Source organism: Bradyrhizobium sp. 604_D8_N2_3, assembly GCF_051810765.1.
Classification (GTDB): domain Bacteria; phylum Pseudomonadota; class Alphaproteobacteria; order Rhizobiales; family Xanthobacteraceae; genus Bradyrhizobium; species Bradyrhizobium barranii.
Map to the genome: position 1 here is coordinate 9227590 of NZ_JBPWPM010000001.1, position 14834 is coordinate 9242423.

Genomic DNA, 14834 nt, shown 5'->3' on the forward strand with positions numbered 1-14834 from the left:
GGGCCCATAACCACAGGGCGATATGGTTACGGGGACCCGGAGTGACGGCCTTCGCGCCAAACCACGCCCTGTGGTTAAGGGTCCCGGGCTCGCTTCGCGCCCCGGGACGACAGTGGAGTTTGCCGCGCACGCTTGCCGAACTAATTCGTCGGCAGCGGGACCTGGTCGTCGATCAAGGCATCCAGCGTCGCCTTCACATCGACCTTGGCGTCGACGACGCCGGCCTGCTGGAGGGCAAGGCCGGCAGCGAGGATCGACTCGCGCTGGGGTGCGCCGATGCGGCTGTGGGTGAGCTCGGTGCGCTCCTTGAGCTGCTTGTCGACGACCGCGTCCGGCAGCTTGGTCACGGCGATGAAGGTCTTCTTGAGATCATCGTAATTCGCCAGCGAATATTTGCGCGCCTCTTCATACACCGCGAGCACGCGGCGGGCGGCGTCCGGATAGTCCTTCAAGAACTGCTCGCGCACATTGAGGATGCCCCAGGTGTTGGCATCCGCCTTGCGATAGAACAGTTTTGCACCTTCCTCGACCTCGGCCTGCGCCATCATCGGATCGAGGCCGGCCCAGGCGTCGACGTCGCCGCGGATCAGCGCGGTCTTGCCGTCGGCGTGCTGGAGCAGGACCGGCGTGATGTCCTTTTCGGTGAGGCCGGCACCGAGCAGCGCGCGCACCAGGAAGATGTGCGGATCGGTGCCGCGCGTCACCGCGACGCGCTTGCCCTTGAGATCGGCAACGCTCGCGATCTTGGAATCCTTTGATGTCACCAGCGCCGTCCATTCGGGACGCGAATAGACGTAGATCGACTTGATGGGGTTCCCGTTGATCTTCGCCACCAGCGCCGCCGAGCCCGCGGTCGAGCCGAAATCGATCGAGCCGGCGTTGAGGAATTCGAGCGCCTTGTTGGAGCCGGCCGACTGCACCCAAATGATGCTGATGCCGTCCTTGGCGAACTCCTTCTCCAGCAGACCCTTCTGCTTCAGGACCATCGACACCGGATTGTAGGTCGCCCAGTCGATGCGGATTTCCTTGAGCGGATCCGCCGCCCGTGCCGCGGGGGTCATGGCGAGCGCAACAGCCCCCGCCAACAGAATGCGTCGTGTAATCCCGGTCATGCCCAGCCTCCTCAAAAACTTCATTGTTTTTCAATGAGTTATTTCTAGAGGTCAACGAGAAAATCGCTATCCCGAAAGCCCCTCGGCCGAGAACGATTTTGCCCGAGGCCGGCCTTTTCCAGCATGGAACGACTATTGCCAGAGAATGGCGGGTGACAGCGCCTGTCACCTCTTATATCCGGTGAGACATGGACAGCGTCGCGACTGAGCACAAGGCCGAGGTGGACGATCGCTTCGACACCGCGCGGATCACCGCCGCGGTCGATGCGCTTGCCGAGAAGCATCAGGGACGTGAGGACACGTTCCGCACCGCCATGGCGCAATTGCTCAAGGCCGAGCTGATCGCGGCGCGCGCCGCGGCGCAGGCGATCCTGCTGAAGGACCGTCACGGAAGGCGTTGCGCCGAGCGGCTGTGCCACGTGCAGGACGAGATCATCCGCATCCTGTATTCGGCGGCGACCCGGCATCTCTACCGCTCGCCGATCCCGAGCGGCGCGGAGCGCATGGCGGTGGTCGCGACCGGCGGCTATGGCCGCGGCCTGATGGCCCCGGAATCCGATATCGATCTCCTGTTTATCCTGCCCTACAAGCAGACCGCCTGGGGTGAACAGGTGGCTGAGGCCATTCTCTACTGTCTCTGGGACATGGGGCTGAAGGTCGGGCACGCCACGCGCTCGGTCGATGAATCGATCCGGCAGGCGCGCGGCGACATGACCATCCGCACCGCGATTCTGGAAACGCGCTTCCTGACCGGCGACCAGCCGCTCTATGACGAACTGGTCGCGCGCTTCGACAAGGACGTGGTGCAGGGCACGGCGTCCGAATTCGTCACCGCAAAGCTCGCCGAGCGCGAGGAGCGCCACCGCCGCGGCGGCCAGTCGCGCTATCTGGTCGAGCCCAACGTCAAGGACGGCAAGGGCGCACTGCGCGACCTGCACACGCTGTTCTGGATCGCCAAATACGTCTACCGCGTCCGTGATACCGACGAGCTGGTCGAGCGCGGCGTGTTCGACGCGCAGGAATACCGCACCTTTCGCCGCTGCGCCGACTTCCTCTGGTCGGTGCGCTGCAATCTGCACTTCTACTCCGGCCGCGCGGAGGAGCGCCTCTCCTTCGATCTCCAGCGCGAGATCGCGGTCCGGCTCGGCTACACCTCGCATCCCGGCATGCAGGACGTCGAGCGCTTCATGAAGCACTACTTCCTGGTCGCCAAGGAAGTCGGCAACCTCACCGCCATCCTCTGCGCCAAGCTCGAGGACCAGCAGGCCAAGCCCGCGCCGGTGCTGAGCCGGATGATGGCGCGGCTGCGCCCCGCCCCCGCGAAGCGCCGCGTCCCCGACAGCGACGACTTCCTCGTCGACAACAACCGCATCAACGTCGCCGCGCCCGACGTGTTCAAGCACGATCCGGTCAATTTGATCCGGATCTTCCGCCTGGCGCAGAAGAACAACCTCGCCTTCCATCCGGACGCGATGCGCGACGTGACGCGCTCGCTCGGACTGATCAACGCGCAGCTGCGCGAGAACCCGGAAGCCAACCGGCTGTTCATGGAGATCCTGACCTCCGACAACGCCGAGATCGTGCTGCGGCGGATGAACGAGACCGGCGTGCTCGGCCATTTCATCCGCGCCTTCGGCAAGATCGTCTCGATGATGCAGTTCAACATGTATCATCACTACACCGTCGACGAGCATCTGATCCGCTGCGTCGGCTTCCTGCAGGACATCGAGCGCGGCGGCATCGAGGAGTTCACGCTCGCCAGCGATCTCTTCCGCAAGATCCGGCCCGAGCACCGTGCGGTGATCTACATCACGACGCTGCTGCACGACATCGCCAAGGGACGGCCGGAGGATCACTCGATCGCGGGCGCCAAGGTGGCGCGCCGGCTGTGCCCGCGGCTCGGCTTCAGCGCGGCCGACACCGAGCTCGTGGCCTGGCTGATCGAGGAACATCTGACGATGTCCACGGTCGCGCAGTCGCGCGATCTCTCCGACCGCAAGACGATCGAGAATTTCGCTGCCGTGGTGCAGTCGGTCGAGCAGATGAAATTGCTCACGATCCTGACCACCGCCGACATCCGCGGCGTCGGCCCGGGCGTGTGGAACGGCTGGAAGGCGCAGCTCCTGCGCTCGCTCTACTATGAAACCGAACCGGTGCTGACCGGCGGCTTCTCGGAAGTCGACCGCGGCAAGCGCCTCACGGCCGCCTACGCCGAATTCCGCATGGCCTTCGCCGAGTGGCCGGCGGACGAGCTCGATGCCTATATCGGCCGGCACTATCCCGCCTATTGGCTCAAGGTCGAGCTGCCGCGAAAGATCCGCCATGCCCGCTTCGTCCGCTCCAGCGAACAGGCCGGCCACAAGCTCGCGATCAATGTCGGCTTCGACGAGGTGCGCGGCGTCACCGAGCTCACCATCTTCGCCGCCGACCATCCCTGGCTGCTCTCGATCATCGCCGGCGCCTGCGCCTCGGCCGGCGCCAACATCGTCGACGCGCAGATCTACACGACGACCGACGGCCGCGCGCTCGACACGATCTCGATCTCCAGGGAATACGATCGTGACGAGGACGAGGGCCGGCGCGCCACGCGCATCGGCGAGATGATCGAGGACGTGCTGGAAGGCAAGCTGCGTCTGCCCGAAGTGGTGGCGCGGCGCACCGTGCGCAGCAAGGCGCGGCCTTTCACGATCGAGCCGGAAGTGACCATCAACAACCAATGGTCCGACCGCTACACCGTGATCGAGATGTCCGGCCTCGACCGCCCCGGCCTGCTCTACGAGCTGACCACCGCGATCTCGAAGCTCAACCTCAACATCGCCTCGGCCCATGTCGCGACCTTCGGCGAGCGCGCCCGCGACGTGTTCTACGTCACCGACCTCCTGGGCGCGCAGATCAACGCGCCGACGCGCCAGTCCGCAATCAAGAGCGCGCTGACCCACGTGATGGCCGGCGACAAGGCGGTGCAGCCGGCGGCGTGAGGAGAGAGCTAAATCTCTACCCCCTCATGCCGCAGCAGCCAGCGCTTCCGCTCGAGCCCGCCGCCATATTTCACCAGCGAGCCATCCGCGCCGATCAGGCGGTGACAGGGCAGCACCACGCTGATCGGGTTTGAGCCGTTGGCATGGCCGACGGCACGAATGGCTTTGGGCATATCGATCCTTGCGGCCATCGCGCCATAGCTCATCGTGGTACCGGCAGGGATTTGCGCGAGCGCGGTCCAGACCCTTTGCTGGAAAGGCGTGCCGGCGATGCGCCATGCGACGCCCGAGAGCTGGCCGAGATCGCCTTCGAAATAACCCGACAGCGCCGTCCGCATCTCCGTCGGCGCAGGCAGATCGCTCAGATCCACGGCGCCGTATTGCAGGCGCAACAGCTCGCGCATGCGGTGCTCGTAGTCTTCCCAGTCGAGCGCACGCAAGGCGCCCTCGGCATCGGTGACGAGCAGCGCGATCCCGATCGGCGTCGTCAGGCGATCGAGGCCGAATCGTTCAGGCGGTTTGGTTGATCGAGCGGGCATTGCGACACCAGGCCATCGAAACACGCCATCGCACTTGCCATGCCGGCCGTGCTAACGTCCACCCGAAAGCTGACGCTTTGGGGGGCTCAACTTGATTCTGATCACCAATGTCCTGGTGGCGCTGGTCGCCGCACTGCACGCCTACTTCCTGATCCTGGAGATGTTTCTCTGGGACAAGCCGCTTGGCTTGAAGACATTCCGCAATACGCCTGAAAAGGCCGAGATCACGAAGGTGCTGGCGGCCAACCAAGGGCTCTATAACGGCTTCCTCGCCGCCGGCCTGATCTGGGGCCTCGTCCACGGCAACCCGGCCTTCGCATTCCAGATCAAGGCATTCTTCCTGCTCTGCGTGATCGTGGCCGGCGCCTACGGCGCGGCGACCGTCAGCACCCGCATCCTGCTCGTGCAGGCGCTGCCGGCGGCGATCGCGCTGGTTGCGCTGTTTCTGACCTGATTCTCGTGACCTGAGACGCTACGGCGCAGCGTCGCGATCCTTGCGCGGCGCCGGACCTTCCTCCACACTCTCCGGCAGCGATGGCGACCGTTGCAATCAACGGGAAAAGACCGTCGACCGGAAATTCCGTCAGGAGGAACAACCAAGATGAACAATCGCAGAGCCTTCATAGCTGCCACGGCGGCGCTCGCCTTCACGTTCTCCGCCAGCCAAGCCCCCTTCAATCAAGCCCTCGCCCAGAAGAAATACGACACCGGCGCGAGCGACACCGAGATCAAGATCGGCCAGACCGTGCCGTTCTCCGGCGCCTATTCCGTCTATGCCAATATCGGCAAGACCCAGGCCGCCTACTTCAAGATGATCAACGATCAGGGCGGCATCAACGGCCGCAAGATCAATCTGATCCAGTATGACGATGCCTATTCGCCGCCGAAGACGGTCGAGCAGGTGCGCAAGCTCGTCGAAGGCGACGAGGTGCTGTTCACCTTCCAGATCATCGGCACGGCCGCGAACGCCGCCGTGCAAAAATATCTCAACGGCAAGAAGATCCCGCAGCTGCTGGCCTCCACCGGCGCCGCACGCTTCAACGATCCGCAGAACTATCCCTGGACCATCGCCTACAATCCCAACTACGTGTCCGAGGGACGCATCTACGCCAAGTACATTCTCGCCAATCACCCCAATGCCAAGATCGGCGTGCTCTACCAGAACGACGACATGGGCCGCGACTATCTCGCCGGCCTCAAGAGCGGCCTCGGCGACAAGGCAGCCAAGATGATCGTCGGCGAGGTGTCCTACGAGGTCACCGACCCGACCGTCGACTCGCAGGTGGTCAAGCTGAAGTCGCTCGGCGCAGATCTTTTCTACGATGCCTCGACGCCGAAATTCGCGGCGCAGGCCATCAAGAAGGTGGCCGAGCTCGGCTGGACGCCGGTGCACATCCTCGACATCAATGCGAGCCCGATCTCGGCGACGCTGAAGCCGGCCGGCCTCGACATCTCCAAGGGCATCATCTCGACCCAATACGGCAAGGAGCCGAGTGATCCGCAGTGGAAGGACGATCCGGGCGTGAAGGCCTTCTTCGCCTTCATGGACAAGTATTTCCCCGAAGGCGACAAGCTCAACACGGTCAACACCTACGCTTATTCGGTCGCCGAGTTGCTGACGCAGGTGCTGAAACAGTGCGGCGACGACCTTTCGCGTGAGAACGTGATGAAGCAGGTCGCCAACATCAAGGACTTCACCCCGAGCTTCGCGCTGCCCGGCATCAAGATCAACACCGGACCGAACGACTATCGCGTCAACAAGCAGATGCAGATGATGAAGTTCAACGGCGAGCGTTGGGAGCTGTTCGGCCCGATCATCGAGGACAACGGCCCGGCGGGTTAGTAACTGCGTAGAGTGGATTAGCCCTGCAGATGCGCAAAGCGCATCTGCTCGGCGTAATCCACCTCTTCGACATCCGCGGCAGCAGAAGTGGTGGGTTACGCCTGGCGGACTGCGCTTCGCGCAGCCACAAGGCTAACCCACCCTACGAACTGCGCGTCTCCACCCACCTTGCGTTGCAGCAACGCCTCATCCACAATCGCCCTCAGCGGTGACGTCCTGTGCGCAAGAGCATCCGGGCAGATCATCGGCAATAACAAACTGAGGAAATTGCGAATGAGGAATGGAATGCTGCATCTGGCCACGGCAACGGCGCTAACCATTGCGCTGTCGGTCACCGCGGCCAGTGCCCAGAAAAAATATGATCCGGGCGCCAGCGACACCGAGATCAAGGTCGGACAGACCATGCCGTTTTCGGGACCGGCGTCGGCCTATTCGTCGATCGGCAAGACCCAGGCCGCCTATTTCAAAATGATCAACGACCAGGGCGGCATCAATGGTCGCAAGATCAACCTGATCCAGTATGACGACGCCTATTCGCCGCCGAAAGCCGTGGAGCAGATACGCAAGCTCGTCGAGAGCGACGAGGTGCTGCTGACTTTCCAAATCATTGGCACGCCTGTGAACGCGGCCGTCCAGAAATATCTCAATTCCAAGAAGGTGCCGCAGCTGTTCGCAGCGACCGGCGCCTCGAGGTTCACCGATCCAAAGAACTTTCCGTGGACCATGGGCTACAATCCCAACTACTTCGTCGAAGGCCGAATCTACGGCCAATACATTCTGAAGCAGCATCCGGACGCCAAGATCGGCGTGCTCTATCAGAACGACGACCTCGGCAAGGACTATCTGAACGGCATCAAGGCCGGCCTCGGCGACAAAGCCGCCAAGATGATCGTGACCGAAGCGTCCTACGAGGTCTCCGATCCGACCGTGGATTCGCAGATCCTCAAGATCAAGGACGCCGGCGCCGATTTGTTCTTCAGCGCCACAACGCCGAAGCAGGCCGCACAGGCGATCAAGAAGATCGCCGAAATGGGCTGGCATCCGATCCAGATCGTCGACATCAACGCCACCTCGGTCGGTGCGGTGCTGAAGCCGGCAGGCCTTGATGCGGCCAAGGGCCTGATCAGCGTCAACTACGGCAAAGAACCGCTCGATCCAACCTGGAAGGACGACGCCGGCCTGAAGAAGTATTTTGACTTCATGGCGAAGTACTATCCGGACGGCGACAAGGACTCGAACTTCAACACCTATGGTTATGGCACAGCCCAGCTCCTGGTCCATGTGTTGAAGCAGTGCGGTGACGATCTGACGCGCGAGAACGTCATGAAGCAGGCGGCGTCGCTGAAGGACGTCACCAGCGATATCGCGCTGCCCGGTATCAAGGCCAACACCTCGGCGACCGACTACCGCGTTAACAAGCAGCTTCAGATGATGAAGTTCAACGGCGAACGCTGGGAGCTGTTCGGCCCGATCCTGGAGGACGCGGGCCCGATCGATTAGTTCTCGGAAACAACTGCCTCAACGACGTCATGCCCGGGCTTGTCCCGCCTGCGCGGCCGAAGCCGCTTCGGCGCGGCGAAGGCCCGGGCATCCACGTTCTTGGAGCGGCAAGGCAAGGGCGTGGATGGCCGGGTCAAGCCCGGCCATGACGGCGGAGGGAGATGCGCGCAGAGACATCTACTCCGGTATCTCCCCAAAATTCTTCCCCACCGGCAGCACCGCGTGCCGTATCAGCCGTGAATCCTCCACCGCGGCCTGGCGATGCTTCACCGCTTCGCGATAGACGGGATCGCGGATCATCTCGACGAAGGCGGCAACGCTTGGATATTCGGCGATGAAGCAATGGTCCCAGCGCTCCTCTTGCGGGCCGATCAGCATCAACTCGAATTTGCCCTGCCAGACGATGCGGCCGCCGAGGCGCTCGAACACCGGGCCGCTCTCGCGGCCGTAGGCCGCATAGGCTTCCGCGCCGCTCGCCTTGCGGCCGTCGGGATAGGCCGCCTCTTCGCGCAAACGCACCAGATTGAGCATGTGGATCGGGCCGGGGCGGTCGTTGTCCCGGAACTGCGCAAAAATCTCCTTGCTCGGATCGATATGGCCCATGCCGGTTCCCTCTTGTTTTATGTCGGCGATCCTAGCTCTGCCGCCCGGCGAGCGGAACTGCGGCAGGCGAATGCCGCACCTCCTAATCGCGCGTTAAGCTCTGGGTAACCGGGCCTTAAACAGCGACCGGTAGCGTGCGGCGGGGCGGGCTGACCGGGCGTTTTGCGTATGGCGTGGGGAAAGAAAAAGGGTGGGCGGAAGGAGCCGTTGTTCGGCTTGCCTGCTGCGCTCGCCGATCTGCGCCTGACCGCGGCCGACCGCGTCCCCGGCGGCGAGGACAAGCCGAAGAAATCAACGAAATCATCCGCCAAGCGCAAGAGCGAGGATGCCGGCGACGAGCCGCCGCGCGAGCGGAAGGCACAAGCCGGCCGCAGCGGCGCCAAGCGCCGGTCGAAATCGGGCGGAGGCTTCAGCCTCGGCCGCCTCGTCTATTGGGGTGCGGTGCTCGGCCTGTGGGGCGTGATCGCCGTGATCGGCGTCGTGATCTATGTCGGCGCCCATCTGCCGCCGATCCAGTCGCTGGAGATTCCCAAGCGGCCACCGACGATCCAGATCGTCGGCATCGACGGCAGCATGCTGGCGCAGCGCGGCGAGATGGCGGGCGCCAACGTCTCGCTGAAGGACCTGCCGCCCTATCTGCCGAAGGCCTTCATCGCCATCGAGGATCGCCGCTTCTACTCGCATTTCGGCATCGACCCGATTGGCATCCTGCGGGCCCTCGTCACCAACGTACTCCATCGCGGCGTCTCGCAGGGCGGCTCGACCTTGACGCAGCAGCTCGCGAAAAACCTGTTCCTGACCCAGGAGCGGACCATGGCGCGCAAGCTGCAGGAGGCGGAGCTCGCGATCTGGCTGGAGCGCAAGCATTCCAAGAACGAGATCCTGGAGCTCTATCTCAACCGCGTCTATTTCGGCTCGGGCGCCTATGGCGTCGAGGCCGCGGCGCAGAAATATTTCGGCAAGTCGGCGAAGGACGTCACCGTCGCCGAAGCCGCGATGCTGGCGGGCCTCGTCAAATCGCCGTCGCGGCTGGCGCCGAACCGCAATCCGGAAGGCGCTGAAGCGCGCGCGCAGATCGTGCTCGCGGCGATGGCGGATGCAAAACTCATCACCGAAGCACAGGCGCAGGCCTCGATCGGCCACCCCTCCTACAACGTGAAGCCGGCCGGAGCCGGCACGCTCAACTACGTCGCCGACTGGATCGGCGAGGTGCTGGACGATCTGGTCGGCCAGATCGACGAGAGCATCAAGGTCGAGACCACGATCGATCCGAAGCTGCAGAGCGTGGCGGAAGCCGCCATCATCGACGAGCTCGCGGCCAAGAGCGTCAAGTTCAATGTCAGCCAAGGCGCGCTGGTGGCGATGACGCCCGACGGAGCGGTACGCGCCATGGTCGGCGGGCGGAACTATTCCGACAGCCAGTACAACCGCGCGGTCACCGCGAAACGCCAGCCGGGCTCCTCGTTCAAGCCGTTCGTATACCTGACCGCGCTCGAGCAGGGGCTGACGCCTGATACCTTGCGTCAGGACGCGCCGATCGAGGTCAAGGGCTGGAAGCCCGAGAACTACACCCATGAATATTTCGGCGCGGTGACGCTGACGCAGGCGCTGGCAATGTCGCTCAACACCGTCGCCATCCGCCTCGGTCTCGAGGTCGGACCGAAGAACGTGGTGCGCACCGCGCACCGGCTCGGCATCTCCTCGAAGCTCGAGCCCAATGCCTCGATCGCGCTCGGCACCTCCGAAGTCTCGGTCGTCGAGCTGGTCGGCGCCTATGCCCCCTTCGCCAATGGCGGCTTCGCGGTGGCGCCGCACGTCGTCACGCGGATCAGGACGCTCAGTGGCAAGCTGCTCTACATGCGGCAAGCGGAAGAGCGCAACCAAGTTATCGATCCGCGCTATGTCGGCATGATGAACACGATGATGCGGGAGACGCTGATATCAGGCACCGCCAAGAAGGCGGATATCCCCGGTTGGCCGGCAGCAGGCAAGACCGGCACCAGCCAGGATTACCGCGACGCCTGGTTCATCGGCTACACCGCCAACCTCGTCACCGGCGTCTGGCTCGGCAATGACGACAACTCGCCGACCAAGAAGGCGACCGGCGGCGGCCTGCCCGTCGAAGTCTGGACCCGCTTCATGCGCACGGCGCACGAGGGCGTGCCGGTGGCCGCCTTGCCGAACTCGCAAGCGAGCTGGGGTCTGTCGAACCTCGCGCAGGCGGCATCGCAGGTATCGCCGCCGACGGCGACGACAGCACCCGGACCGGCACCGGCGAGCAGTGGCGGCTATCGCCCGCCTCCGACGCGCGCCAATGTGCGGCCGGAAGCCGCCGCAGGGCTCGACGGCTGGCTGATGGACCGGCTGTTCGGCGGAAATCGGTAGCTTCGAGCTGAGGTCCCCAGGGCCTCAAAACAAAAAACGCGAAAACAACCCCATGCACAGTAGCCGGTGACTTCAGGCGCGCCGCGCGGTGGATTGTAGGAAACGTTTGATCCGGCGGGACAAATCGAGCGTGCCGCGCAATCGTCGCGAAGTATGGCGGGGATCGCGCAAAGCGCGCTGACGTCGCCCCGCTCTCAACTGTCATTCCCCGCCAATGGGTCTCGCCTTCGGCGAGCCCCTTGACAGGCTCCAGCGGGGAATCCAGTACGCCGAGACGTCGAGATTCAAAGCAGCTGCCGCGGCGTACTGGATCGCCCGCCTTCGCGGGCGATGACAGTGATGGATACTGCCAGCAGCGTTTGCTCGGGCTGAGTTGAGTCCCAAAGACTCGGGTTTAGTGGGAAGGAGCGTTCCATGATTGCAGGTCTATCCAGCGCGGCGTTGCCCTATCTGCGTCCTGCATCAACGTCCGGTTCCAATGCGACAACGACATCAGATCTCCAGCCGGAGGCGTCGACTGCAACTGACGCTGCGACCAGCAGCCCAGGAATCAGCGTGTCGCAACTCAAGCCGCTGCAAGGCGCCAAGCCGATCTCGGTGGCGGACAACCCGGTCCTGCGCGACCTGATGGCAACGAATTGGCTGATGACCCACGGCGCGAACGCGACTCAACCGGCCGTCTCGGACGATGCACCTGAGAACACCTATGCCCAGGTGAAGGTTGACGGCAAGGTGGTGGCCACACTGTACAATGGCGGGTCCTCGACGATGACCAACGCGGCGGCCGCAAAGATCGGCAAGCTCGAGGATCCTCCCGGTCTGAGTGGACCTGATCTGGCGCAATGGCGAGCCGACAATTACGCCAAGCTGCTTGGCGGCACCGTCGAAAAAGCGTCCACCGCGATCACGCAATCGCAATGGACACCGCGTCAGAGCAATTCTGCGACCTATAGTCGCGATCAACTCGACGCGGCCTTCCAGGCGATGCTGGCCGAGGGCCAGAAGGCCGCCGTGCAACTGCAATCGTCCTATCTCGCCTCGCGCGCGCAGCCGGGGACAAGCGCAGATATCAGCGCCTGACCTGAGAGATGGTTTGAGGACGCGCGGCATCCGGGCGACGAATTTTGTCAAAGCACATCAAGCAAGATCATCCCGGCTAACGCCGAACAACGAGCAGCCATCGTCGGCGTTCAACGCCCGCGATGTCGCGCGACGAGAGCTGCTCGCCTGGATAGTCCGATGGGTCGGTCGCTCGGGGAAATCGGAAAGCGTGGCACGAGACGCACTGATGTCGCCCCGTCCTCCGCTGTCATTCCCCGCGAAAGCGGGGAATCCAGTACGCTGCGGCTTCTCGGCTTAACAATAACCGCCTCTGGAATACTTGGGTCGCCCGGTCAAGCCGGGCGACCCAGTGAGTGTTGGCTAGCAGCGAGGCCTAGTCTGCGACGAGGATCAATCCTCGACCCCATAGCGGTGCAGGTCGTTGCCGTGCGTATCGAGCCACTTCTTGGCGCGCTCCATCGACGGGCAGGCCTTTCCGCAGACGCGCCAGAACCGCGCCGAGTGGTTCATCTCGACGAGATGGGCGACCTCGTGCGCGGCGAGGTAGTCGAGCACGTAGGGCGGCGCGAGGATCAGGCGCCAGGAGAACGACAGCGAGCCAGCCGAGGTGCAGGAGCCCCAACGGCTGGACTGATCGCGGATCGAGAGGCGCTTGACCCTGACGCCGAGCTCGACGGCATAGGCCTCCGCCGAGCGCTGGAGATCGTGGCGCGCCTCGCGCTTGAGGAAGTCGCTGACGCGGCGGTCGACATGCTCGACCCCGCCGGCGACGCAGAGAATGCGTTCACCGCTGTCGCGCACTTCCGTCCATACCGTGCCGCGCGTGCCGGCACGATGAACGATACGATGGGCCGTGCCGCGTAGCGGTATCACTGTGCCGGGTTGGAACGGCGCAGCCTTCGGCAAACGGCCGAGACGTGCAGCGATCCACGCGCCGTGACGTTGTGCGAAGTCCTTGGCTTCGGCCAGCGTGCCGCGCGGCGGGATGGTGAGGATGGCTTCGCGATCGCTCGGATGGATTCTGAGCGTGTAGCGGCGCGCGCGGCGGTGCCGACGCAATCGAATCGCAAAAAACTGCGATCCATGGGTGATGACCAGGGTCTTCGGCTCGTGGGGCCGTCGATAGAGGAGTGCGCGAGTGGCCATGTCTGTCAGTCCGGGGGGCAGGAGGGCGCCCGGATTCTGCCATAACCGCCGCCAGGGAAAGCGCTCGGCGCAAAAACAAATCATTTGCCCAATATACAGCGGTCTAGCGTCCGGGAGACCCTACAGACTGGGGTTGGAACCCGGTTTTTTCGCCCCCGCTGGACGCATGCGGCACCCCCAAAGGATGAGGTGGGACTCACTCCTATAAGGCTACCTAAATACCGCGAATCTGGAGGGAACCAGCCCCTGCCGGAACCTCCGACAGGGCGCCGATTTTCAGCGGGAAAGCCGAAAAACGCGCTTATTCGGCCGCGAGGGCCTGCAACGAGCTCGGATTCGCAGCCGAGACCATGAAGTCATGGATGCGCGGCACGATTTCCGACTTGAAGCGCGAGCCGTTGAACACGCCGTAATGCCCGACGCCCTTCTGGACGTAATGAACGCGGCGGTGATCGGGGATCGAGCTGCACAATGTGTGTGTTGCTTCGGTCTGACCGAGCCCGGAGATGTCGTCGTTCTCGCCTTCGACCGTCATCAGCGCCACGCGCGTGACCTTCGAGGGGTCGACGCGTGTTCCGCGATGGGTCATCTCGCCCTTCGGCAGCGAGTGCTTCACGAACACGGTGTCGACCGTCTGCAGATAATACTCGGCGGAGAGATCCATCACCGCGAGATATTCGTCGTAGAAGTCGCGATGCTTGTCGACGAGGTCGCCGTCGCCCTTCACCAGATTGGCGAACAGGCGCTTGTGGGCGTCCATATGCCGGTCGAGGTTCATGCTGATGAACCCGTTGAGCTGCAGGAAGCCCGGATAGACATCGCGCATCATGCCCGGATGCGGGAACGGCACCTTGGTGATGACGGTGTTGCGGAACCAGTCGATGCCGCGCTCCTGGGCGAGCTTGTTCACCCCGGTCGGATTGCGGCGGGTGTCGATCGGGCCGCCCATCAGCGTCATCGACGTCGGCACGAAGGGGTCGCGCCGCGCTTCCATGATCGAGACGGCGGCAACGACGGGAACGGAGGGCTGGCACACCGCCATGACATGGGTGTTGCCGCCAAGGACGTGCAGCATCTCGATGACGTAGTCGATGTAGTCGTCGAGATCGAAGCGGCCATCGCTCAGGGGCACCATGCGGGCGTCGGCCCAATCGGTGATGTAGACCTCATGCGCCGGCAGGAACGCCTCGACCGTGCCGCGCAGCAGCGTCGCGTAGTGGCCGGACATCGGCGCCACGATCAGCACGCGCGGCTGCGGGCTGCGCAAGGGACGGGCGAACTTGCGATCGAAGTAGAGCAGCTTGCAGAACGGCTTTTCCCAGACCGAGCGGACCTCGACGGGAACGCGGATGCCGTTGACCTCGGTGTCGTTGAGGCCCCATTCCGGCTTGCCGTAACGGCGCGTGGTGCGTTCGAACAATTCACAGGCCGCGGCGACGGACTTGCCGACCTCGGTGCGCGCCCACGGATTGAGGGGATTCTGAAACAGGAGCTTGGTCGCATCGGTGACCGCACGCGCCGGATTGAGAGAGGCCTGCCCCATCTCGTACATCCAGTACATCGGCGTCGTCAGGACCGGACTGCCTTCGGCCGCCAGGGGCGGCGCGCCGCCGAACTCACCAATAGGCATCGTTAAAATCCTCTTCGCATCGCAACATACTGCCGA

At 63.7% G+C, this 14834-nt stretch carries 11 protein-coding genes; 6 read left to right on the top strand and 5 right to left on the bottom strand.

Annotated features, from left to right (window positions below):
- Positions 1 to 140: 140 nt before the first annotated feature.
- Positions 141 to 1112 carry an aliphatic sulfonate ABC transporter substrate-binding protein gene (locus AB7245_RS44280; RefSeq protein ID WP_014491109.1) on the bottom strand — a complete coding sequence of 324 codons (972 nt, stop codon included), beginning with the start codon at positions 1110 to 1112 and terminating at the stop codon, positions 141 to 143.
- Positions 1113 to 1300: 188 nt separating this feature from the next.
- Between AB7245_RS44280 and AB7245_RS44285 the strand changes: the two genes are divergently transcribed.
- Positions 1301 to 4090, top strand: coding sequence for a [protein-PII] uridylyltransferase (locus AB7245_RS44285; RefSeq protein ID WP_071909009.1), 2790 nt, complete (start codon positions 1301 to 1303; stop codon positions 4088 to 4090).
- Between the two features lie 8 nt (positions 4091 to 4098).
- Here the strand turns inward: AB7245_RS44285 and AB7245_RS44290 are convergent, their stop codons facing one another.
- Positions 4099 to 4629, bottom strand: coding sequence for a methylated-DNA--[protein]-cysteine S-methyltransferase (locus AB7245_RS44290; RefSeq protein WP_085404061.1), 531 nt, complete (start codon positions 4627 to 4629; stop codon positions 4099 to 4101).
- A gap of 97 nt (positions 4630 to 4726) precedes the next feature.
- Between AB7245_RS44290 and AB7245_RS44295 the strand changes: the two genes are divergently transcribed.
- From AB7245_RS44295 to AB7245_RS44305, 3 genes are all read left to right on the top strand, one after another.
- Positions 4727 to 5083, top strand: a complete 357-nt coding sequence (locus AB7245_RS44295) for a DUF1304 domain-containing protein (protein WP_187388035.1) — start codon at positions 4727 to 4729, stop codon at positions 5081 to 5083.
- 147 nt (positions 5084 to 5230) lie between these two features.
- Positions 5231 to 6472, top strand: a complete 1242-nt coding sequence (locus AB7245_RS44300; protein WP_085404062.1) for an ABC transporter substrate-binding protein — start codon at positions 5231 to 5233, stop codon at positions 6470 to 6472.
- Between the two features lie 273 nt (positions 6473 to 6745).
- Positions 6746 to 7972 carry an ABC transporter substrate-binding protein gene (locus tag AB7245_RS44305; RefSeq protein WP_085404063.1) on the top strand — a complete coding sequence of 409 codons (1227 nt, stop codon included), beginning with the start codon at positions 6746 to 6748 and terminating at the stop codon, positions 7970 to 7972.
- Positions 7973 to 8149: 177 nt separating this feature from the next.
- Here AB7245_RS44305 and AB7245_RS44310 read toward each other — a convergent pair whose 3' ends face one another.
- A complete protein-coding gene (locus AB7245_RS44310; RefSeq protein WP_028149366.1) occupies positions 8150 to 8575 on the bottom strand; it encodes a DUF1330 domain-containing protein in 426 nt (141 codons plus the stop codon).
- Positions 8576 to 8743: 168 nt separating this feature from the next.
- Between AB7245_RS44310 and AB7245_RS44315 the strand changes: the two genes are divergently transcribed.
- Complete coding sequence (locus AB7245_RS44315) at positions 8744 to 10960, top strand: transglycosylase domain-containing protein (RefSeq protein WP_085404064.1); 2217 nt, start codon at positions 8744 to 8746, stop codon at positions 10958 to 10960.
- A gap of 414 nt (positions 10961 to 11374) precedes the next feature.
- Positions 11375 to 12040 (top strand): hypothetical protein, encoded by a 666-nt coding sequence (locus tag AB7245_RS44320; RefSeq protein ID WP_085404065.1) that lies wholly within the window; start codon positions 11375 to 11377, stop codon positions 12038 to 12040.
- 372 nt (positions 12041 to 12412) lie between these two features.
- Here AB7245_RS44320 and AB7245_RS44325 read toward each other — a convergent pair whose 3' ends face one another.
- Both AB7245_RS44325 and AB7245_RS44330 read right to left on the bottom strand, forming a co-directional pair.
- A complete protein-coding gene (locus AB7245_RS44325) occupies positions 12413 to 13252 on the bottom strand; it encodes a M48 family metallopeptidase (RefSeq protein WP_063980051.1) in 840 nt (279 codons plus the stop codon).
- 217 nt (positions 13253 to 13469) lie between these two features.
- The gene (locus AB7245_RS44330) at positions 13470 to 14798 is read right to left on the bottom strand and encodes a polyhydroxyalkanoate depolymerase (RefSeq protein ID WP_063980052.1); all 1329 of its coding nucleotides are present in this window, start codon (positions 14796 to 14798) and stop codon (positions 13470 to 13472) included.
- Positions 14799 to 14834: the final 36 nt, after the last annotated feature.

Excerpts from the sequence above, each read along its gene's own strand:
- AB7245_RS44280 (WP_014491109.1), bottom strand. The coding sequence starts at position 1,112 with ATGACCGGGATTACACGACGCATTCTGTTGGCGGGGGCTGTTGCGCTC.
- AB7245_RS44285 (WP_071909009.1), top strand. The coding sequence starts at position 1,301 with ATGGACAGCGTCGCGACTGAGCACAAGGCCGAGGTGGACGATCGCTTC.
- AB7245_RS44290 (WP_085404061.1), bottom strand. The coding sequence starts at position 4,629 with ATGCCCGCTCGATCAACCAAACCGCCTGAACGATTCGGCCTCGATCGC.
- AB7245_RS44300 (WP_085404062.1), top strand. The coding sequence starts at position 5,231 with ATGAACAATCGCAGAGCCTTCATAGCTGCCACGGCGGCGCTCGCCTTC.
- AB7245_RS44305 (WP_085404063.1), top strand. The coding sequence starts at position 6,746 with ATGAGGAATGGAATGCTGCATCTGGCCACGGCAACGGCGCTAACCATT.
- AB7245_RS44310 (WP_028149366.1), bottom strand. The coding sequence starts at position 8,575 with ATGGGCCATATCGATCCGAGCAAGGAGATTTTTGCGCAGTTCCGGGAC.
- AB7245_RS44315 (WP_085404064.1), top strand. The coding sequence starts at position 8,744 with ATGGCGTGGGGAAAGAAAAAGGGTGGGCGGAAGGAGCCGTTGTTCGGC.
- AB7245_RS44320 (WP_085404065.1), top strand. The coding sequence starts at position 11,375 with ATGATTGCAGGTCTATCCAGCGCGGCGTTGCCCTATCTGCGTCCTGCA.
- AB7245_RS44325 (WP_063980051.1), bottom strand. The coding sequence starts at position 13,252 with ATGATTTGTTTTTGCGCCGAGCGCTTTCCCTGGCGGCGGTTATGGCAG.
- AB7245_RS44330 (WP_063980052.1), bottom strand. The coding sequence starts at position 14,798 with ATGCCTATTGGTGAGTTCGGCGGCGCGCCGCCCCTGGCGGCCGAAGGC.